This is a genomic window from Pseudomonas sp. 2725, from assembly GCF_050434585.1.
Lineage (GTDB): Bacteria > Pseudomonadota > Gammaproteobacteria > Pseudomonadales > Pseudomonadaceae > Aquipseudomonas > Aquipseudomonas jessenii.
Genome location: NZ_JBNDIV010000001.1, coordinates 786,513 through 804,491 on the forward strand (window position 1 = coordinate 786,513; position 17,979 = coordinate 804,491).

At 60.3% G+C, this 17,979-nt stretch carries 19 protein-coding genes; 10 read left to right on the plus strand and 9 right to left on the minus strand.

Annotated features, from left to right (window positions below; genetic code table 11):
• Nucleotides 1-121: 121 nt before the first annotated feature.
• The gene (locus ABIE16_RS03680) at nt 122-1,159 is read right to left on the minus strand and encodes a patatin-like phospholipase family protein (RefSeq protein ID WP_429520581.1); all 1,038 of its coding nucleotides are present in this window, start codon (nt 1,157-1,159) and stop codon (nt 122-124) included.
• Nucleotides 1,160-1,380: 221 nt separating this feature from the next.
• On the opposite strand from ABIE16_RS03680, the gene ABIE16_RS03685 reads away from it, so the two are divergent.
• The 3 genes from ABIE16_RS03685 (at nt 1,381) to ABIE16_RS03695 (ending at nt 3,539) form a co-directional block, all read left to right on the plus strand.
• A complete protein-coding gene (locus ABIE16_RS03685; RefSeq protein WP_034150181.1) occupies nt 1,381-1,659 on the plus strand; it encodes a hypothetical protein in 279 nt (92 codons plus the stop codon).
• 92 nt (nt 1,660-1,751) lie between these two features.
• Complete coding sequence (locus ABIE16_RS03690; protein WP_154860257.1) at nt 1,752-2,510, plus strand: CHAD domain-containing protein; 759 nt, start codon at nt 1,752-1,754, stop codon at nt 2,508-2,510.
• 231 nt (nt 2,511-2,741) lie between these two features.
• On the plus strand, nt 2,742-3,539 hold the full coding sequence (locus tag ABIE16_RS03695) for an acyl-CoA thioesterase (RefSeq protein WP_407514892.1): 798 nt from the start codon (nt 2,742-2,744) through the stop codon (nt 3,537-3,539).
• Here the strand turns inward: ABIE16_RS03695 and ABIE16_RS03700 are convergent, their stop codons facing one another.
• From ABIE16_RS03700 to ABIE16_RS03710, 3 genes are all read right to left on the minus strand, one after another.
• A complete protein-coding gene (locus tag ABIE16_RS03700) occupies nt 3,540-3,905 on the minus strand; it encodes an Mpo1-like protein (protein ID WP_057713798.1) in 366 nt (121 codons plus the stop codon).
• Between the two features lie 221 nt (nt 3,906-4,126).
• A complete protein-coding gene (locus tag ABIE16_RS03705) occupies nt 4,127-5,608 on the minus strand; it encodes a methyl-accepting chemotaxis protein (RefSeq protein WP_429520582.1) in 1,482 nt (493 codons plus the stop codon).
• A gap of 114 nt (nt 5,609-5,722) precedes the next feature.
• Nucleotides 5,723-6,529 (minus strand): TatD family hydrolase, encoded by an 807-nt coding sequence (locus ABIE16_RS03710; protein WP_340313531.1) that lies wholly within the window; start codon nt 6,527-6,529, stop codon nt 5,723-5,725.
• 237 nt (nt 6,530-6,766) lie between these two features.
• Between ABIE16_RS03710 and ABIE16_RS03715 the strand changes: the two genes are divergently transcribed.
• From ABIE16_RS03715 to ABIE16_RS03725, 3 genes are all read left to right on the plus strand, one after another.
• On the plus strand, nt 6,767-8,188 hold the full coding sequence (locus ABIE16_RS03715) for a transglycosylase SLT domain-containing protein (protein WP_057713801.1): 1,422 nt from the start codon (nt 6,767-6,769) through the stop codon (nt 8,186-8,188).
• A gap of 103 nt (nt 8,189-8,291) precedes the next feature.
• Nucleotides 8,292-8,726: a DoxX family protein gene (locus ABIE16_RS03720; protein WP_429520583.1), complete on the plus strand. Its 435-nt coding sequence runs from the start codon at nt 8,292-8,294 to the stop codon at nt 8,724-8,726.
• Between the two features lie 247 nt (nt 8,727-8,973).
• Nucleotides 8,974-9,282, plus strand: a complete 309-nt coding sequence (locus tag ABIE16_RS03725) for a hypothetical protein (protein ID WP_057713803.1) — start codon at nt 8,974-8,976, stop codon at nt 9,280-9,282.
• 3 nt (nt 9,283-9,285) lie between these two features.
• On the opposite strand, the gene greB is transcribed toward ABIE16_RS03725, so the two are convergent.
• Genes greB through ABIE16_RS03740 form a run of 3 tightly spaced genes read right to left on the minus strand, consistent with a single transcriptional unit; the run spans nt 9,286 to nt 13,005 of the window.
• Nucleotides 9,286-9,783: a transcription elongation factor GreB gene (greB, locus tag ABIE16_RS03730; RefSeq protein WP_057713804.1), complete on the minus strand. Its 498-nt coding sequence runs from the start codon at nt 9,781-9,783 to the stop codon at nt 9,286-9,288.
• A 34-nt stretch (nt 9,784-9,817) separates the two neighbouring features.
• Nucleotides 9,818-12,322: an ABC transporter permease gene (locus tag ABIE16_RS03735; RefSeq protein ID WP_429520584.1), complete on the minus strand. Its 2,505-nt coding sequence runs from the start codon at nt 12,320-12,322 to the stop codon at nt 9,818-9,820.
• Complete coding sequence (locus tag ABIE16_RS03740) at nt 12,322-13,005, minus strand: ABC transporter ATP-binding protein (RefSeq protein ID WP_046043370.1); 684 nt, start codon at nt 13,003-13,005, stop codon at nt 12,322-12,324. Before ABIE16_RS03740 ends, ABIE16_RS03735 begins: the two co-directional genes overlap by 1 nt.
• A 10-nt stretch (nt 13,006-13,015) precedes the next feature.
• Here ABIE16_RS03740 and ABIE16_RS03745 point away from each other — a divergent pair, with 10 nt between their 5' ends.
• The 3 genes from ABIE16_RS03745 to ABIE16_RS03755 all read left to right on the plus strand — a co-directional run bounded on the left by ABIE16_RS03745 (nt 13,016) and on the right by ABIE16_RS03755 (nt 15,420).
• Nucleotides 13,016-13,621 (plus strand): arylesterase, encoded by a 606-nt coding sequence (locus ABIE16_RS03745; RefSeq protein WP_090457081.1) that lies wholly within the window; start codon nt 13,016-13,018, stop codon nt 13,619-13,621.
• Between the two features lie 56 nt (nt 13,622-13,677).
• Nucleotides 13,678-13,971 (plus strand): hypothetical protein, encoded by a 294-nt coding sequence (locus ABIE16_RS03750; protein ID WP_003226812.1) that lies wholly within the window; start codon nt 13,678-13,680, stop codon nt 13,969-13,971.
• A gap of 474 nt (nt 13,972-14,445) precedes the next feature.
• Nucleotides 14,446-15,420 (plus strand): L,D-transpeptidase family protein, encoded by a 975-nt coding sequence (locus ABIE16_RS03755; protein WP_057713807.1) that lies wholly within the window; start codon nt 14,446-14,448, stop codon nt 15,418-15,420.
• Between the two features lie 123 nt (nt 15,421-15,543).
• Here the strand turns inward: ABIE16_RS03755 and oprI are convergent, their stop codons facing one another.
• Nucleotides 15,544-15,795: an outer membrane lipoprotei OprI gene (gene oprI, locus ABIE16_RS03760; protein WP_003199355.1), complete on the minus strand. Its 252-nt coding sequence runs from the start codon at nt 15,793-15,795 to the stop codon at nt 15,544-15,546.
• 640 nt (nt 15,796-16,435) lie between these two features.
• On the opposite strand from oprI, the gene ABIE16_RS03765 reads away from it, so the two are divergent.
• Nucleotides 16,436-16,723, plus strand: coding sequence for a GNAT family N-acetyltransferase (locus ABIE16_RS03765; RefSeq protein WP_007973562.1), 288 nt, complete (start codon nt 16,436-16,438; stop codon nt 16,721-16,723).
• A gap of 86 nt (nt 16,724-16,809) precedes the next feature.
• Here the strand turns inward: ABIE16_RS03765 and ABIE16_RS03770 are convergent, their stop codons facing one another.
• Nucleotides 16,810-17,886: a 3-deoxy-7-phosphoheptulonate synthase gene (locus ABIE16_RS03770; RefSeq protein WP_007973561.1), complete on the minus strand. Its 1,077-nt coding sequence runs from the start codon at nt 17,884-17,886 to the stop codon at nt 16,810-16,812.
• Nucleotides 17,887-17,979 lie beyond the last annotated feature (93 nt).

A 17,979-nucleotide genomic window follows, 5' to 3' on the forward strand; every position in this document is an offset into this window, starting at 1 on the left:
AGCAAGCTCGCTCCCACAGTAAATCTTTGGTGTTCACAAAATGTGTGCCTGCCCGAAACTCCTGTGGGAGCGAGCTTGCTCGCGATGAGGCCCTTGCATTCAATCGAGAATTTTCAGACGTTCAGTTCTGCTCATTCTCATACCGGTCCAGCGTATCCCGCGCAATCTCCCGTCCCAGCGCGATCAACTCCGGCGCCTTGTAGAACTCGAAAAACCGACACACGCGCTTGGGCACATTGATCAGGATGTCCGGCGGATACCCGGCAATCTTGTACTGCGCCAGTGACGTCTGCATCACCTCGAAACTCTGGTTGATCAAATCCAGCAAGGACGCCGGCCCGACGTTGTCGATGATGAACGAACCGGTGGCGGAGCGGGGGGCACCACTGGTTTCCGGAGCGGCCGCGGGTTGCTGCGCCTGGGGCTCGGCGGATTCGATCCACGGGTTGAGCTCCGCACCTTCGGCCTTCAAGGCTTCCTGTTCCAGAATCAACAATTGCTCGGCTTGTTTGCGCCGGAACGGCAACTTCGAGCCGACGGAGTTGATCAGGTTGTCGAAGCGGGTCTTGAAGGCGGCGGGACGCTGGATGACCGGCAATTGATAGTGGCGCTGGTTGGTGGCGTTGAGGTTGACCGCGATGATCAAGTCGCAATGGCTCGACACCACCGGCACGATCGGCAGCGGGTTGAGAATGCCGCCATCGACCAGCATGCGGTTGCCTTGCATCACCGGGGTAAACAGGCTGGGAATCGCTGCCGAGGCGCGCATGGCCTGATGCAGGCAACCTTCCTGGAACCAGATTTCCTGCTGGTTGGTCAGGTCGGTGGCAACCGCAGTGTAGGGGATACGCAAATCTTCGATGTTGATCTCGCCGACGATCTTGCGGATCTGTCCGAAGACTTTCTCGCCACGGATCGCTCCCAGACGAAAACTGACGTCCACCAGACGCAACACGTCGAGATAATCCAGGCTCTCGATCCAGTCACGGTAGTCATTGAGTTTGCCGGCGGCGTAGATCCCTCCCACCACCGCGCCCATGGAGCATCCGGCGATACAGGCAATGTCATAGCCGCGCCGTTCGATCTCTTCAATGACCCCGATATGTGCATAACCCCGGGCTCCACCCGAGCCCAATACCAGTGCGACACGCTTTTTCATGAATCGCCCTCGTTTCAATGGTTCAACAATGCACCCATCGAGGGCCATGCTTCAATCGCCATGGTCGTTCGAGGGGACAAGAGCGTCGTATTTTCGACACTCCATGGCGGCACATGGTTATTCTCGTCGGCGCTATAGTTTGCACAGCGGACCAACGGCACTTTTCAGGTGCCACAACGTCTTACCTGCATGACTGTTGACCTATTCTTGAGGAGTGAGTGATGAAAGCCTGGATCTGCGTGCCTTTGATTGCCCTGGCGTTGGCTGGTTGTGCCGGCAAAACCGCTTATCGCGACAGCTGCGGTAGTAACCTGGATGCGGCATGGCATGAACTGGACCTGGCCAAAGCCGAAGGTTTCGCCGGGACCGTCAGCTACTCCAAGGCCCTGTCGTTGTTGACCGCGGCCAAGACCCAGCAGCAATTCGAGGGATTCGAAGGCTGCACCAAAAAAGCCGAGAAGGCTCGCTTCTATATTCGTGAATCGCGCGCAGGGCGTTAAAAGCAAAAGCGGTGACAAGCTCTAAACTGCAAGAGTCTTCGAGCTTGCAGCCTGGAGCTTGCAACCTGGCGCTGTTTACGGAGTAAACCCCCATGATCGATCGGTTGGTGGCTCAGGTTCTGGGCCTGGAAGTTCGTCTGCTGGCCTGTCAGGCCCGCTTGAAAGAGCGTACAGACCCTGAAGCGTTACATGATCTGCGTACAACCATGCGACGGTTACGCAGTCTGTTGCGACCCTTGCGCGGGTTGCCCGGCGTCGAACAACTGGAAGCGGCGGCCTCCCGGGTGGGCGATCTGACCACACCATTGCGTGATCGCGAAGTGCTGGCGGCGTACCTGCTCCAGCACCATCAACCCCAAGCCGCACAGTGGCGCATGGCGCAAATGGCCGAGGCTTACCCGGCCGTGGCGACCAGTCCCGAACTCGCGCAAATGCTGATCGTCCTCGATGCGTTTCCGCGTTTTCTGCGTGCCGCTCAGCGCCAGGGATTGCTCAAGGGCCTGCGCAAGCGCATCGAAAAACGCCTGGGCAAGCAATGGAAAAAACTCGACGAGGCACTGCACGATCCGACCCACGACCGTCATCGGCTGCGCCTGCTGATCAAGCGCGTGCGCTATGGCATCGACGCTTACCCCGAACTGGACCGTTTGCCGAAAGCGGCCATGCCCCGGCTGAAATCGGCCCAGGGTGCGCTGGGCGACTGGCACGATTGCGTGCAATGGCTGGCGATGGCTGAACGGGAAGCGGATTTGCAACCCTGTGTTGCCGTGTGGGAAGCCACCATGGCCGAGGCCGAAACCCGAGCGGACCGCGTTCTGGAAAAATTCAGCAAGGCCTGTTTCAAATCCTGAGACCACTCGAGATCCTTTGTGGGAGCGAGCTTGCTCGCGATGAGGTCATGACATTCAACATTGATGTTGGCTGTCCGGGTGCTATCGCGAGCAGGCTCGTTCCTGCAGGTTATATGTCCGGCACGAGCCTTGTGCGACTTATCTGTCAGTCAATTTGGCCGGAATAGGCGATGTATCCACGTCGCCAGATGGTTAAGATCCCTTCATCTTTTTCCATTTCCAGAGGTTTTCATGCGTTTTTCCGAACTGCTCAACGCTGTCCGCAGCCAGCCGATGGAGCTGTCTATCCCGGCCTCCTGGGCCCAGGGGCGAGCCAGTTTCGGTGGCCTGGTGGCCGCTTTGCAGTACGAAGTCATGCGCGCCCGGGTTCCGGCGGATCGGCCGGTGCGTTCGTTGGCAATCACCTTTGTTGGCCCGGTTGAGCCCGAGGTGCCGGTCAGTTTTGACGTCGAGGTGTTGCGCGAAGGCAAGGCCGTCAGCCAAGTGCTGGGCCGGGTGATGCAGAAGGGCCAGGTGGTGACGTTGATCCAGGGCAGCTTCGGCGCCTCGCGACCTTCGGAAGTGGCGGTGGCCGCTGAACCGGCACCTGAAATGAAGCACTGGGACGAATGCCAGGAATTGCCTTTCGTCGAAGGCGTCATCCCGGAGTTCATGCGGCATCTGGCGATGCGCTGGAGTGTCGGCGGGCTGCCGTTCAGCGGTAGCACATCCCGGCAAATGGGTGGCTGGGTACGTTTGCGCGGCGACGTAAAGGAAGAGGCTATCGGCGAGGCGCATATCCTGGCGCTGGTGGACGCCTGGCCGCCGGCCCTGATGCCGTTTTTGAAGAAGCCGGCGATGGGCAGCACGCTGACCTGGACCATCGAATTCGTGCAGCCGCTGCTGGAACTGAACACCCTGGACTGGTGCAAATACCTCGTCGAAACCGAATACGCCGCCGACGGCTACGGGCATGCCGCCGCAAAAATGTGGAGCGCGGATGGTCGGTTGATCGCCATGAGCCGGCAGACCGTGACTGTGTTCGCCTGATCAGTGCCGGCGGTGGCGCTCACGCCAGGCGCGCCACCAGCCGCCGCTGAGGAAGAACCGTGGAAACGTCAGGAACTGCTCGACCAACAGGCGTGATACCGCATCCTTGCGATCACTGAAGGGTTCGGAGGCTTGGGTCTCCAGGTTGTGGCCGTGGCGTTGCAAGGCCAGCGCCGCAATGACACCGATTACGCCGATGGCGATATTTGCCAGGCTCAGGCTGAACACCCCGGTCACAATCAGCAGAAATGCCACGATGAACAGCGGCACCGCGATCAGGTGCAGCACCAGATTGGTCGGGTGCTGATGATTGTTCGGGTAGGCTCGCCATTGCCAGGCGGGTAGGTTGGGGTGACGTTTGCCCATGATGCCGATCCTCGATCCATGTTGAACACATGTGATTAAGAATAGGCCCGGTCTATGCTGGTGGCGAATCAAGGCTGGCTATTGGCTTGATAGGTGCCATGACTGGAATAGATGGTGCCAGTTCTGAAGCCTTCGCGAGCGAGCCCGCTCCCACATTTTGACCGTACTCCAATGAAAGAACGCGGTCACCTGTGGGAGCGGGCTTGCCCGCGAAGAGGCTCTCAAAGTTTCAGTTGACCTATCGCCTTGCTCAACTCACCGGCCAACGCCGCCAGCTCATTGCTGGTGGTCGCCGACGTCACCGTCTGCTGCACCGTGTTCTCGGTCACGTCACGGATGCTCACCACCGCCCGGTTCATCTCCTCCGCCACCTGGCTCTGCTGCTCGGCCGCCACCGCGATCTGCGTGTTGCTTTCACGCATCTGCGCCACCGCTCCGGTGATATCGGCCAATGCCGCGCCGGCCTCTTGGGCCTGTTGTACGCAGTCGTCGGCCTTGAACGAGCTCTCTTGCATGAAGTCCACGGCGTCCCGTGTGCCGGCCTGTAACGCCGAAACCATGAGGGTGATCTCATCCGTGGAGGTCTGCACGCGTTTGGCGAGGTTGCGTACTTCATCGGCGACTACCGCGAAACCGCGACCCATCTCGCCGGCCCGGGCCGCTTCGATGGCGGCGTTCAGCGCCAACAGGTTGGTTTGCTCGGCGATGCTGTGAATGACGTTGACCACGCCGTTGATTTTCTGGCTGTCCTCGGCCAGGCGTTGAATCATCTCGGCAGTCTGCTGGACGCCGGCGGACAGTCCGGCAATCGACCGCTGCACCCGTGTCACAACCGCCTGCCCGCTGCCGGCCAGGGTATCGGCCGATTGCGAAAGGTCACGGGTGGCACCGGCGTGTTGAGCGATGTGATAGACCGTGGCGGTCATTTCATTGATCGCTGTGGCGGCCTGATCGGTTTCGCTTTGCTGGCCCAGCATGCCGTGGCGCACTTCATTCATGCTGGCCGCCAGCCGTGCGGCACCGATGTCCAGTTGCCGGGCGGTGCTGGCGACGGTGTTGACCACCCGTTGATAACCGGCCTGCATGGCGTTGAAGGCGTTGGCCATTTGCCCGACTTCGTCGCTGCAGGCCAATGGCACGCGGGCCGACAGGTCGCCGGTTTTCTCCACGTGCAACATGACGTCTTTCAAGGTGTTGAGCTGGCTGAGCAGGAAGCGGATCAATAACTGCGATGCACCGAGCATTGCCAACATCAGAATGAACACCGCCACCGCGTAGTTGGCAAAACGCTCGTTGAACACCTGGCTCAGGCTCGGACCATGGGCAATCACGGCGACCCGCTGGCCGTCGGCACGGGTAAACACTTCGGCACCCATCAGCGGATTGTCACCGAACAGCGGCATCACGTTGATCTCGACCCAGCCATTGGCGTCGGCCAGTTCTTGCACGGGTTGCTCATTGAGCGTGGGTGCCTGTCCTCGGCTGAACGCAAGGAAGTTGTCGGCGTGGGGCAACGTTTGCCCGCTGGGCCAGGCTTCGAGCAATCGCGCCTGAGCCTGGGCCGAAGCCTGGGCGGCGCGACTGCGGGCCTGCTGTTCGAGTTGCACCGCGTACAGCACCAGCAACAGGGTGGTGACGAAAGCGACGGCGTTGACCGCCCAGAATTTGTATTTCAGCGAGATATTGCTAAGCCAGGCACCCATGGAGGTCTTCTCTGATAGCGGAAACAGTTTTGGCAAGACGCCATCATTGTGCCGCTATACAGGTGACTGACTCTTGATGCAGATCAACTTCAAACCTGTGGGATTTAATGGCAATCAGGAGATCAATGGCAGACCATAAAACGCCCGCGCGCACGCGGTGGTATGCGCTGCCAGATCCTCCTGGCTTTCCCCGCGATGCAGTGCCACTTCGCGTAGTACTTCGGTCAGGTACGCCGGCTCGTTTCGCCCGTTTTTCGGCTTGGGGCGCAGGCTGCGCGGCAGCAGATACGGTGCATCGCTTTCGAGCATCAGGCGTCCGCGCTTGATCTCCTTGACCAGTGGGTGCAAATGCGTGCCCCGGCGCTCGTCGCAGATCCAGCCGGTAATGCCGATGTGCAAGTCCAGGTCGAGATAGCTGAACAGTGCCTTCTGCTCTCCAGTGAAGCAGTGCACTACGGCGGCCGGCAGTCGGTCGCGGAAGTCGCGCAGGATTTCCAGCAGGCGCTGGCTGGCGTCGCGTTCGTGCAGAAAAACCGGCAGCTGCAATTCGACGGCCATGGCCAGGTGTTCTTCGAGGACCTTCTCCTGTTGCGGGCGCGGCGAGAAATCACGGTTGAAATCCAGCCCGCATTCGCCCACGGCCACCACATTCGGCTCCAAGAGCAAGCTGCGCAAACGTCGGGCGCTGTCGGCGTTCCAGTCGCTGGCGCAGTGAGGGTGAATACCGGCGGTGGCGAACAGGCGCTGGGCGCTTTCGTCCAGTTGCTGGCACAGCTCAAGGGCATGTTCACTGCCCTCGACACTGGTGCCGGTCAGCACCAGTTGGCACACGCCGGCCGCGTAGGCGCGGTCAAGTACGGCCTGGTGTTTGTCGGCAAAACTGGCGTTGGTCAGGTTGACGCCGATATCGATGAGTTGCATGGTGCTACCTCGGCCCAAAGGCCGGAAAGCATATCAGAGCCGTGGATTTATAAGAAAAACCAAGAACTACAACGGGTTAACGCTGTCTCTTGAGCCGCGGACCAGGCCTGGTTGGTAGTTTTGCCATCATTGTGCCAGTCTTTCGCACGTTGCCAGCGCCTTGGGCGCTCTGTTTTTGTCGCCGCGCTTGATGGTTTTCGTCATTGAAGCGGGCCTCATATTCTTTCCGGAGAGTGGATGATTCGTCCCTCGGTTTTGCTACTGCTGTGTTGTTCGCTGCTACTGCCGATGACGGCGGTCGCGCGTCTGCCCGGGCCGTTGCAAGCGGTACCGGCCAGCAAGGTGCGCGACCTTGCGGAAATACGCAGCAGTCGTGTGCTGCGGGTGTTGGTCAACCAGAGCCGCAACAGTTCCGGTGAAGTCCAGGGGCAGGCGATCGGGGTCGAGTACCATCGCCTGAGAGCGTTCGAGCAATACCTCAACGGCCACGCCCGTGACGGTCAGGAAATCACCCTCAAGATCATTCCCAAGGCCAAGGATCAACTGCTTGGCGCATTGCAGCGGGGGGAGGGCGATCTGGTGGCGCCAGGCGAGTTGCTCGAACTGCAACCCGGCTTCGCCGTCAGCACCAGTGAGCCGATTGCCAGCAACATCCCGTTGGTCCTGGTGGGCATCAAGGGCGAACGCCGCTACACCAGGCTTGAACAGCTTTCCGGCAAGACCCTGGCATTACCCGCAGGCAGTGCCGCCGGGGATGCCGTCAGCCAGATCAATCAAAAGCTCGCCTTGCACAAACTGCCACCGGTCACGATCGAATGGGTCGATCCGAGCCTTGCCGTCGAGGATGTACTGGAGATGGTGCAGGGCGGGATCTTCCACCTGACCATCGTCGAGCAACCGATCGCCGAACGCTGGGGCAAGATCCTGCCCAGGCTGCGTTTCGACAAACAGGTACTCGTCAGTGATCCGGGAGAGGAATTCTGGTTCGTGCGCCGTGATGCCTCGATGCTGCGGGCCAGCATTGATCGCTTCCTCACCGTCTACAAAAAACCATCGGATCAGGACGCCGCGTTCCTGCGGATCTATCGTCGTCTCTATCAAGTGCACTATCCACTGGCCAAGGCGGACCGACAGCGCCTGGAAAAACTTCGCCCAGTGTTGCAAAAACACGCCGACGCCCAGGGCATGGACTGGCTGAACCTGGCGGCGCTGGCCTTCAAGGAGTCATCCCTGCAACCCGCCGCCCGCAGTGGCGGTGGCCCCACCGGTCTGATGCAGATCACGCCTTCTGCGGCGCAGCGGGTGGGGGTCAACAATATTCAGGACCTTGATGGCAATGTGCAGGCCGGGGCCAAGTACCTGGCGATGATCCGGCGCAAATTCTTTGCCAGTCCGAAACTCAACGAGCGCGAACGCATGGCCTTCGTGCTGGCGGCCTACAACATCGGGCCGGAGCGGGTGCAAGGCATGCGCGCCGAAGCCCGCCGGCGAGGCTTGAATCCCAACCAGTGGTTCTTCCAGGTCGAACGCATTGCCATGGAGCAAGTGGGTATGGGGCCTGTCAGTTATGTTAATAGCGTGAACAAGTATTACTTGGCGTTCGACCGGGAGCGGGAGTCGTTGGAGCCCCAGGGGCAAAAGGTTGTATCACGCAAATGATCAACAAATTTGATTGTTATTACGGGTTTTTTGCGCTTTTAGAATGTGAATTACTGATTAATATGGCGGCCAACCCACACACACTGACAAGGAATGAAACAGCATGAGCACTCTGATCAATAAGGTACTGTCTACCCGCGCTGGCTACGGCCTGACCGTTCTGCGCATCGTGGTCGGTATTGTTTTCGCCGCTCACGGTTCGCAAAAACTCTTCGGGGCATTCGGTGGCTATGGTCTGGCTGGAACCGCGCAGTACATGGAAAGCCTCGGACTGACGCCGGGTTACCTGATGGCGGTACTGGCGGGCGGCACCGAATTCTTCGCCGGCCTGGCCCTGATCATCGGCTTGCTGGTTCGCCCGGCCGCACTGGGCCTGATCTTCCTGTCGCTGGTCGCGATTTTCTCGGTGCACATCAGCAACGGTCTGTTCATGGCCAACAACGGTTATGAGTTCGCCCTGGCGTTGCTCGGTGGCAGTCTCGCGGTATTGATCGAAGGTGCGGGCAAGCTCTCGGCGGACCGTGCCATCGCCGGTTGACCGCTCTGGCTCAACGAAAAGGCCCGCATTGTGCGGGCCTTTTTTGTTGAGCGTCATTCTTGACACTGTCCAGTCAGCTTCTCTAGGATGTTGCTCATGCGCCGATTTAAACAGCTACTTGCGGGGCGCCAGGTGACTCATCCAGTTGCCGATAGAAGCCGGAACAGGCTTCGAAATACCGCTAAAGCGCTGGTTCGGTGTTGCCTCTCACCTGCCATGCAGACTTTTGAGGCAGAGACACGACACAATGAATGCACTAAACCCCGTTGTACGTCCCGCGCCGATCACGGCACATCTCACCCAGCGCAATCCAAAAATCCTGCTTGGCGGCAAACATCAGCCGACGCTCTTGCGTTATCTCGATGGCTGGCCACGTCGTACCGGCGGTCCCGCTGCCTTCCTGATCCAGTTTGTCGAAGACGGTGAATCGCTCGCTCGTTTCGCCAACGACAGTTTCGATCTGGCAGTGATTCAGTCCCCCAGCCTCGAAGATGCGCCTGAAGTGATCCGGCAACTGACCCGCGTTGCCCGGCAAGGGCTGATTACCCGGCTTTAACGCTCACGGGTACTCGATTGCCACGATGTACACGCACTGCTCACCCGTCGGTGTCTGGACCCGGACTTCGGCGTCCAGTGCCTTGCCGATCAATGCGCGGGCCAGGGGCGAGTCGATGCTGATCAGGCCCTGTTTGAGGTCCAGTTCATCCGGCCCGACAATGCGGTAGCGCGACTCTTTGCCATCCTCGTCCTCGATCGTGACCCAGGCGCCGAAATAGACCTTGTTCGGATCGCTGGGTTTTTCGCTGACCACCTTGAGCGCTTCCAGGCGTTTGGTGAGAAAACGCACGCGGCTGTCGATCTCTCGCAGCATCTTTTTGCCATAGGTGTATTCGGCGTTCTCCGAGCGATCACCCTGGGCCGCGGCTTCGCTGACAGCCTGGGTAACCTGGGGCCGACGTACATGCCACAACTCATGGAACTCGGCGCGCATCCGCGCTTCACCCTCGGGGGTGATCAGCGCGGTGCCAGCGGTGCGGGGAGGGCGGTAACGGCTCATGACAGCTTCTTGTGGTGAGGATGGCAGGAGTCTATCAACCCTCGCGCAGAACTGTCAGCGGGCTGGCGTTCAATGCCCGACGGGTGCCGAACACCCCTGCACCACCAATGAGCACGGCGCCCACCAGTGGGAGCAACAACAGCCATGGATGTGGATGCCACGGCAGGTCAAAGGCGTAGCGATAGAGCACCCAGCTCACCACTTCCGAACCCAGTGCCGCCAGCAAGCCACTGACTGCGCCCAGCAAACCGAACTCGATACGCCGGGCCTTGACCAGCAATTGCCTCTCCGCCCCCAGCGCACGCAACAGCGCGCCCTGGCGAATGCGTTCATCCAGCGTCGCTTGCAGGCCGGAGAACAGCACCGCCATCCCCGCCGCCAACACGAACAACAACACGTACTCCACCGCCAGGGTTACCTGGGCGAGGATGCTGCGCAGTTGCTCCAGCAAGGCTTCGACCTGCAGGATGGTCACTGCCGGGAAGGCGCGGGACAGGTCGACAATCTGTTGGTCGTGACCCGCTGCCAGATAGAAACTGGTCAGGTAGGTCGCTGGCAGATCCTTGAGGGTGCCGGGCTGGAAGATCATGAAGAAGTTCGGCTGGAAGTTGTCCCAGTTGATCTCCCGCAGGCTGGTGACCTTCGCCTCGCGATTGACTCCGCCAACGCTGAATACCAGGTGGTCGCCGAGCTTTATTTTCAAACTCTCGGCGACCTTGCCTTCTACCGACACGCCGGGAACATCGTCCGGCATCTGTTGGTTCCACCAATTGCCGGCCGTGAGTTTGTTGCCCGACGGCAGGTCCGCGGCCCAGGTCAGGCTCAGGTCGCGCTGGATCGCCCGGTCCCCGGCCGATTCCTTGGTGACGATTTGCTGTACAGGCTCGCCGTTGATGCTGATCAAGCGTCCAGGCACTACCGGGTACAACGGTGCCGATTGCGCCGATACGGTGATCAGGTGATCGGTGAAGGCCTGTTTGTCCGCCGGCAGGATGTTCAGCGCGAAGTAGTTTGGAGCGTTTTTCGGCAGCTGGTTCTGCCAGGTGTCCAGCAACTCGCCGCGCAGCAGCGCAATCAGCGCCATTGACAGCAGAATCAGGCCGAACGCCAGGGACTGGCCCGCGGCAGCGAGCGGGTGGCGCAGCAGTTGGCCCAGTCCCAGGCGCCAGGGCAAGGACGCACGAGCAAGCATGCGCCGCAGGCTCTTCAACAGCAGCAACAACAAGCCGCCCAGCACCAACGCTGCAATCACGCCGCCGCCGAGCAGGGCAAAGGTCAGCACCAGGTCCAGGCTCAGGCGCCACATGATCAGGGCGAGGGCGCCCAGCGCTGCGCCGTAGACCATCCAGGTGCTGGAAGGGATCGGCAGCATGTCCCGGCGCAGCACGCGCAATGGCGGAACCCGACCCAGAGCCGCCAGTGGCGGCAAGGCGAATCCGGCCAACGCCACCAGTCCGGTACCGATCCCGGCAATGGCCGGAAACAGCCCGCCCGGAGGCACGTCGGTCGGCAACAAGTCATGCAGCAGGGCAAACAACCCCAACTGTGCGAGCCAGCCGAGGAGGGCGCCGCTGATGCTGGCCAGCAGCCCGAGGACAGTCAGTTGCAGGCTGAACAGCACCATGGTTTCCCGGCGCGACAGCCCGAGGCAGCGCAGCAAGGCACTGGCATCGAACCGTCGGGTGGCGAAGCGGGTTGCCGACAGCGCCACCGCCACGCCGGACAGCAACACCGCCACCAGGCTGGCCATGTTCAGGTAGCGTTCGGCTTTACCCAGGGCGCCACCGATCTGTCGATTACCGTCGCGGGCGTCCTGCAAGCGCTGGTTGGCGGCAAGCCCCGGTTTGATCAGTTGCCGATACGTCTCGAGTGCCTGAGCGCTGCCTCGCCATAAGTCGCGATAGCTGACCCTGCTGCCGGGCTGCACCACGCCGGTGGCTGCAAGGTCGTCGAGGTTGATCAGCACCCGCGGTGTCAGGCTGTAGAAATTGCCGGCGCGATCGGGTTCGTAAGTCAGCACCCGCGCCAGTTTCAGGGTTTTCATGCCGACATCGATGCTGTCGCCGATCTTCAGGTCCAGGGCGGTCAGCAGGCGTGCCTCGACCCAGGCTTCACCGGGGTGCGGTCCGCCACCGACTATTTGCGTGGCAAAGGGGGCGGGCGCGCTTTTCAATTCGCCGCGTAGCGGGTAGGTGTCATCGGCCGCCTTGATGCTGGACAGCTGAATGCTGTTGTCGGTGGCGATGACGCTGGAGAACTCCACCACTTGAGCGTGCTCCAGACCCAGTTCGGTGCCGCTTCTTATCTGTTCGGGGCGCGCAGGCGAACTGCCTTCGAGCAGCAGGTCGGCACCAAGGAATTCGGTAGCGCGCAGCATCATGGCGCCGTTCAGGCGCGCGCCAAAGTAACCGATGGCGGTGCTGGCGGCCACGGCCACCAGCAAGGCGAAAAACAACACGCGCAATTCACCGGCGCGGGCATCGCGCAGCAATTGGCGGATGGCGAGACTGAACAGGCGCAACAGCGGCAGGCGTGCCATCAAGGCTCCAGAGGGGCGACCAGCAGGCCGGCTTCAAGACGGATCAGGCGCCGGCAGCGATGGGCCAGGCGTTCATCGTGAGTCACCAGCACCAGGGTCGTGCCGCGCTCCTGGTTGAGCTCGAACAGCAAGTCGCTGATGCGCTCGCCGGTGTGGCTGTCGAGGTTGCCGGTCGGTTCGTCGGCGAACAGCACATCGGGCTCGGCGGCGAATGCGCGGGCAATCGCCACGCGTTGTTGCTCGCCTCCGGAGAGCTGGCGCGGCGAGTGAGTCAGGCGTTGGCCCAGTCCCACCCGTTGCAGCAATTGGGTGGCGCGTTCGCGGGCGTCTTTGCGGCCATCGAGCTCCAGTGGCAACATGACGTTTTCCAGGGCATTGAGACTGTCGAGCAGCTGAAACGATTGAAAGACAAAACCCACGTGCTCGGCGCGGATGCGCGCACGCTGGTCTTCATCGAGGTTGCTCAGGCCTTGCCCTGCGAGTGTGACTTCGCCGCTGCTCGGCAGGTCGAGGCCGGCAAGCAGACCCAGCAGGGTGGACTTGCCGGAGCCGGAAGCGCCGACGATGGCCAGGCTGTCGCCCTTGTTCAGTTCCAGGCTGAGTTGGTGCAGGATGGTCAGTTCACCTTCCGCGCTGGGAACCACTTTGCTAAGGTCCTTCGCGATGAGAATGCTTGCGCCCATGGAGAGTCCGATGCGTGTCTGGTTTTTGAGTGCTGGCCTGGCCTTGATGTGCATGGCCCAAAACGCAGCGGCGGGTACAGTCCTGATCGTTGGCGATAGTATCAGCGCCGGTTTCGGGCTGGATACCCGGCTGGGGTGGGTGTCGCTGCTTGAGCAACGGCTCAGGCACGAAGGTTTCGACGACAAAGTGATCAATGCGTCCATCAGTGGCGACACCAGTGCCGGAGGCCAGGCGCGCCTGCCCGCGCTGCTTGCAGAGCATAAACCGGAACTGGTGATCCTCGAGCTGGGCGGCAATGATGGTCTGCGCGGGATGCTGCCAACTCAATTGCAACAAAATCTTGCTTCGATGATCGACAGCTCCCGGGCCAGCGGTGCCAAGGTGTTGCTGCTCGGCATGCAATTGCCACCCAACTATGGTGCGCGTTACACCAAGGCGTTCGCCGAGGTCTACAGCAACCTGGCCGATGAGAAAAAGATCCCGCTGGTGCCGTTTTTCCTCGATGGCGTAGGCGGCCATCCGGACTTGATGCAGGCTGACGGCATACACCCGGCGGCCGGGGCCCAGGACAAGTTGCTGGAAAATGTCTGGCCTACTCTAAAACCACTGTTATGACACTTTTCTAGAAGCAGGCTTTCGGCTAAGGTGGCGCCCCCGATTTGGAGCCCCCGATGCCGCGTCCCGCCTGGTCACTATTTGCCTATCAACTGATCGAGCCTGACGAACAGCTGGATCTGTTCGCCTGCCAGGAAGTGCGGGTGCATCTGGTGACCCGTCAGCTGGAGTTGGGCGGTTCGGCGGACCGGACCCTGTGCGGCAGTCTGTTGCCGGCGCAACCGCGCTGGTCGAGTGTTGATCGCCGGGTGTTTCAGGACCAGCGGCTGTGTTCGTTGTGCCGGGCCATTCTTGAGTCGCAGAAGCGGGGGACGTCGCCGATCTGGCCGGAATTGCGGTTTGAGCTTTGATCCGTCATTGCGCGTTAGCCTTTTGCCGACTGTGCGTGTATCCGTTTCTACGGTAACGGCGGCATTGCCCTCTGGTCAGTTGCGCTCGGCCTGTTGAGTGGTGAAGAGCACGGGTGTGCGCCGACCTGCCGTTGCTCTGCTCTTCTGTAGGAGCGAGCTTGCTCGCGATGGACGTCAACGATAACGCGTGCTGCCTGAATGCCCGCGTTGTCCTGGCGTTTTTCGCGAGCAAGCTCGCTCCTACAGGGAAACGCGTTCAGTTGTGATCGGCCCGGCCAGCAGGCCGCCTCACCCTCAAAAATCCACACCGCCTGCCCTACAGCCTTCGCGAGCAAGCCCGCTCCCACACGGGATCGAAGATAATCGCAAAATCGGCCCGCACTGCCTGTAATCGGGCGATCTCCCCGAAATAACGGACTGCAGTGTACAATCGCGTTCTTATACTCTCAGTTGATCATGCATAGGATTTTCCGGATGTTGTCGCGCTTTCCTGCCGTCACCCGCTGCCTGACTCTTGCCGCCCTCTTAGTGGCCGGTCCAGTCGCAGCATTGGAGCTTCCCCTGCCACCGCCCGGTGAGGACATCATCGGCCAGGTGCAGGTGATCAAGGCCAAGTACGAAGATACCTTCGCCGACCTTGGTACCGCCTACGATCTGGGCTACACGGAAATGGTCGCGGCCAACCCGGGTGTCGATGCCTGGTTGCCTGGCGCCGGTACGGAAATCATTCTGCCGACTCGCTTCATCCTGCCACCAGGTCCGCGTGAAGGCATCGTGATCAACCTGGCCGAGTACCGCCTCTATTACTACCCGAAAGGCAAGAACGTGGTGTACACGTTCCCGCTGGGTATCGGTCGTGAAGGCTGGGGCTCGCCGATTGCCCACACCAGCATCACCGCCAAGACACCGAACCCTACCTGGACGCCTCCGGCTTCGATCAAGGCCGAGCACGCAGCAGACGGTGATCCGCTGCCCAACGTCGTGCCGGCCGGCCCTGACAACCCGCTGGGGCCGTTCAAGTTCACCCTGGGCACACCGGGCTACCTGATCCACGGTTCGAACAAGAAGTTCGGTATCGGCATGCGCACCAGCCACGGTTGCTTCCGCATGTTCAACAACAACGTGCTGGAAATGGCGGGCATGGTACCGGTCGGAACGTCCGTGCGGATCATCAACGACCCGTACAAGTTTGGTCTGAGTGGCGGCAAGGTCTATCTGGAGGCGCATACGCCGCTGGACGACAAGGGCAACCCGTCGGTGGTCGACAAGCACACCGCAGTCATCAATGCGATGCTCAAGCGTGAAGACATCACCAACAACCTGCGTATGAACTGGGATGTGGTGCGTGATGTGGTCGCCGCTGAAGACGGCCTGCCGGTTGAGATCGCTGTGCCGGGCAACGGCGTTGCACCGATGGTATCGAGCATGCCGATCGACCCGCTGCAGTAACGCTGGCAAAGAGCCCGTCGGCGCGGACAGCGTCGACGGGTTTTTTATTGCCTGGAGAAACGCCAGGCAATAAAAAAGCCGACCCAAAAAATGGGTCGGCTTGATAACAATCCCGAAGGATTATTACTTGCGGCTAGCTTTGTCCAGCATGCGCAGAGCACGCTCGTTAGCTTCGTCAGCAGTCTGTTGTGCTTTTTGAGCAGCAGCCAGAGCTTCATCAGCTTTACGGTAAGCTTCGTCTGCACGAGCCTGGGAGCGAGCAGCTGCGTCTTCAGTAGCGGTCAGACGTGCTTCGGTTTCTTTCGATGCGCTGCTGCAACCGGTAGCCAGAACTGCGGCCAGAGCCAGAGCAGAGAATTTCAGAACGTTGTTCATCGTGTTCCCCTTCAAGGACTTTCTATTAAGTAGCTATCTCCTCCGATTGAGGAAAGAGCCGGCGTACATACTACCCATTACTTGTAGTAAGTAAAACTGACGTGACGCAAGAAGCAAAAAAAATTGTAGGCGTTGATTCTTTTTCGAGCAACTTTTAACTGAACTGTTTAAAAAATATCCAGCTGCAAGGCCCGTGGCTGAGCGAACTGGAGAGAAAAAGTTCCTTCGGCACACCGCTCTTTTTCCCGCCTGGCTAAAGTCCGCCTACATGGATTCGTCTACACTTTTGTTCGGCTTTTGCGTAGCGCCTCCCAATATCTTTCTCGATGTTCAGGTGACTTTAACAGCGGGCGCTCGTCTTAAGTCTCAACATCCGGCAATGTTCAGGCTATCGACCCGGAGTGATCTTCGGTCGAGCGCAATCCTGCGTGATCCGGAGCAGCACCCGCCAACCCGCACGATGACGAGCGCACCTTGAGCATTTCTGCCAATGGTGCCTACTATTTGTACGTGCTCGGTAGCGCGAGATCGGTGCAGCTCTTCTCGGTGCCCACTCAGGCACGGGGTGGCGTAGATGTTCCTTCGCCGGAAAAACATCGGTAAGGTAGGGGTCGGAATTCCAGACCCGCGAGGAGTAGTGATGAGCGAGGCGTTGTCCATCCACCATGACCAGGCTGGTCATCAGTTCGAGACCAATGTGGACGGTCATCGTGCCTATCTGACCTATATGGATCTGGGGAAACAGACCCTGGATATCTATCGCACCTTCGTGCCCAACGCATTGCGTGGTCGCGGTATTGCGGCAGCCTTGACCGAGAAGGCGCTGGAGTACGCTGACGAAATGGGCTACACCGTCATTCCATCGTGCTCCTACGTCGAGCGCTACATGGAGCGTCACCAGCGGCATGCGGCCAAGCTGAGTCAGTGACCTTCAACAAAACGAACACATAAAAAAACGCCGGGTCCAGCCCGGCGTTTTTTTTGTGTGTGCTTTTTGTGCCGCCAAACAGGCGATCAGCTGCGATCGCGTTTAGGCAGCACATCCTTGAGCTTGGCATGCATGCTGCGCAAGGTGTTTTCGGTCGCGGTCCAGTCGATGCAGGCGTCGGTGATCGACACGCCGTATTGCAGGTCGGCGAGGTCTTTCGGGATCGCCTGGGCGCCCCAGTTCAAGTGGCTTTCAACCATCAGGCCGATGATCGACTTGTTGCCTTCGAGGATCTGGTTGGCGACGTTCTCCATCACCAGCGGTTGCAGGGCCGGATCCTTGTTGGAGTTGGCGTGGCTGCAATCGACCATGATGTTCGGCTTGATCTTCGCCTTGTTCAGCGCCTGCTCGCAGAGCGCAACGCTGACCGAATCGTAGTTCGGTTTGCCGTTGCCGCCGCGCAGCACCACGTGACCGTAGGCATTGCCCTTGGTGGTCACGATCGACACGCCACCTTCCTGGTTGATACCCAGGAAGCGGTGCGGGCTGGAAACCGATTGCAGGGCGTTGATCGCCACGGTCAGGCCGCCATCTGTGCCGTTCTTGAAGCCGACGGCCGAGGACAGCCCGGAGGCCATTTCACGGTGAGTCTGGGATTCGGTGGTGCGCGCGCCGATGGCCGACCAGCTGATCAGGTCCTGCAAGTATTGCGGGGAGATCGGGTCGAGGGCTTCGGTGGCGGTCGGCAGGCCTTTTTCGGCCAGGTCCAGCAACAACTGGCGACCGATGTGCAAGCCGTCCTGGATCTTGAACGAGTCGTCCAGGTACGGGTCGTTGATCAAGCCTTTCCAGCCGACGGTGGTACGTGGCTTCTCGAAATACACGCGCATGACCAGATACAGGGTATCGGACACTTCGGCGGCGAGAACTTTCAGGCGCTCGGCATATTCGTGGGCGGCCTTGATGTCGTGGATCGAGCAAGGCCCGATGACGACGAACAGGCGATGGTCGGTGCCATCCAGAATGTTGCGAATGACTTCGCGGCCCTTGGTGACGGTGCGCAGTGCGGCGTCGCTCAGGGGAATATCGCGCTTGAGCTGATCGGGAGTGATCAGTGTCTCGTTGGAGGCGACGTTTAGGTCGTTGATCGGTAAATCAGCCATCGTTTACTCGTCAGGTCACGGGTGCCGGCCGCCAGCGAACCCGCGCGGCGGAGCACAGCAAATTAAGCGCGTCGGGGAGCTGAACCTTAGCGC

Excerpts from the sequence above, each read along its gene's own strand:
- ABIE16_RS03680 (WP_429520581.1), bottom strand. The coding sequence starts at position 1,159 with ATGAAAAAGCGTGTCGCACTGGTATTGGGCTCGGGTGGAGCCCGGGGT.
- ABIE16_RS03685 (WP_034150181.1), top strand. The coding sequence starts at position 1,381 with ATGAAAGCCTGGATCTGCGTGCCTTTGATTGCCCTGGCGTTGGCTGGT.
- ABIE16_RS03690 (WP_154860257.1), top strand. The coding sequence starts at position 1,752 with ATGATCGATCGGTTGGTGGCTCAGGTTCTGGGCCTGGAAGTTCGTCTG.
- ABIE16_RS03695 (WP_407514892.1), top strand. The coding sequence starts at position 2,742 with ATGCGTTTTTCCGAACTGCTCAACGCTGTCCGCAGCCAGCCGATGGAG.
- ABIE16_RS03700 (WP_057713798.1), bottom strand. The coding sequence starts at position 3,905 with ATGGGCAAACGTCACCCCAACCTACCCGCCTGGCAATGGCGAGCCTAC.
- ABIE16_RS03705 (WP_429520582.1), bottom strand. The coding sequence starts at position 5,608 with ATGGGTGCCTGGCTTAGCAATATCTCGCTGAAATACAAATTCTGGGCG.
- ABIE16_RS03710 (WP_340313531.1), bottom strand. The coding sequence starts at position 6,529 with ATGCAACTCATCGATATCGGCGTCAACCTGACCAACGCCAGTTTTGCC.
- ABIE16_RS03715 (WP_057713801.1), top strand. The coding sequence starts at position 6,767 with ATGATTCGTCCCTCGGTTTTGCTACTGCTGTGTTGTTCGCTGCTACTG.
- ABIE16_RS03720 (WP_429520583.1), top strand. The coding sequence starts at position 8,292 with ATGAGCACTCTGATCAATAAGGTACTGTCTACCCGCGCTGGCTACGGC.
- ABIE16_RS03725 (WP_057713803.1), top strand. The coding sequence starts at position 8,974 with ATGAATGCACTAAACCCCGTTGTACGTCCCGCGCCGATCACGGCACAT.
- greB (WP_057713804.1), bottom strand. The coding sequence starts at position 9,783 with ATGAGCCGTTACCGCCCTCCCCGCACCGCTGGCACCGCGCTGATCACC.
- ABIE16_RS03735 (WP_429520584.1), bottom strand. The coding sequence starts at position 12,322 with ATGGCACGCCTGCCGCTGTTGCGCCTGTTCAGTCTCGCCATCCGCCAA.
- ABIE16_RS03740 (WP_046043370.1), bottom strand. The coding sequence starts at position 13,005 with ATGGGCGCAAGCATTCTCATCGCGAAGGACCTTAGCAAAGTGGTTCCC.
- ABIE16_RS03745 (WP_090457081.1), top strand. The coding sequence starts at position 13,016 with ATGCGTGTCTGGTTTTTGAGTGCTGGCCTGGCCTTGATGTGCATGGCC.
- ABIE16_RS03750 (WP_003226812.1), top strand. The coding sequence starts at position 13,678 with ATGCCGCGTCCCGCCTGGTCACTATTTGCCTATCAACTGATCGAGCCT.
- ABIE16_RS03755 (WP_057713807.1), top strand. The coding sequence starts at position 14,446 with ATGTTGTCGCGCTTTCCTGCCGTCACCCGCTGCCTGACTCTTGCCGCC.
- oprI (WP_003199355.1), bottom strand. The coding sequence starts at position 15,795 with ATGAACAACGTTCTGAAATTCTCTGCTCTGGCTCTGGCCGCAGTTCTG.
- ABIE16_RS03765 (WP_007973562.1), top strand. The coding sequence starts at position 16,436 with ATGAGCGAGGCGTTGTCCATCCACCATGACCAGGCTGGTCATCAGTTC.
- ABIE16_RS03770 (WP_007973561.1), bottom strand. The coding sequence starts at position 17,886 with ATGGCTGATTTACCGATCAACGACCTAAACGTCGCCTCCAACGAGACA.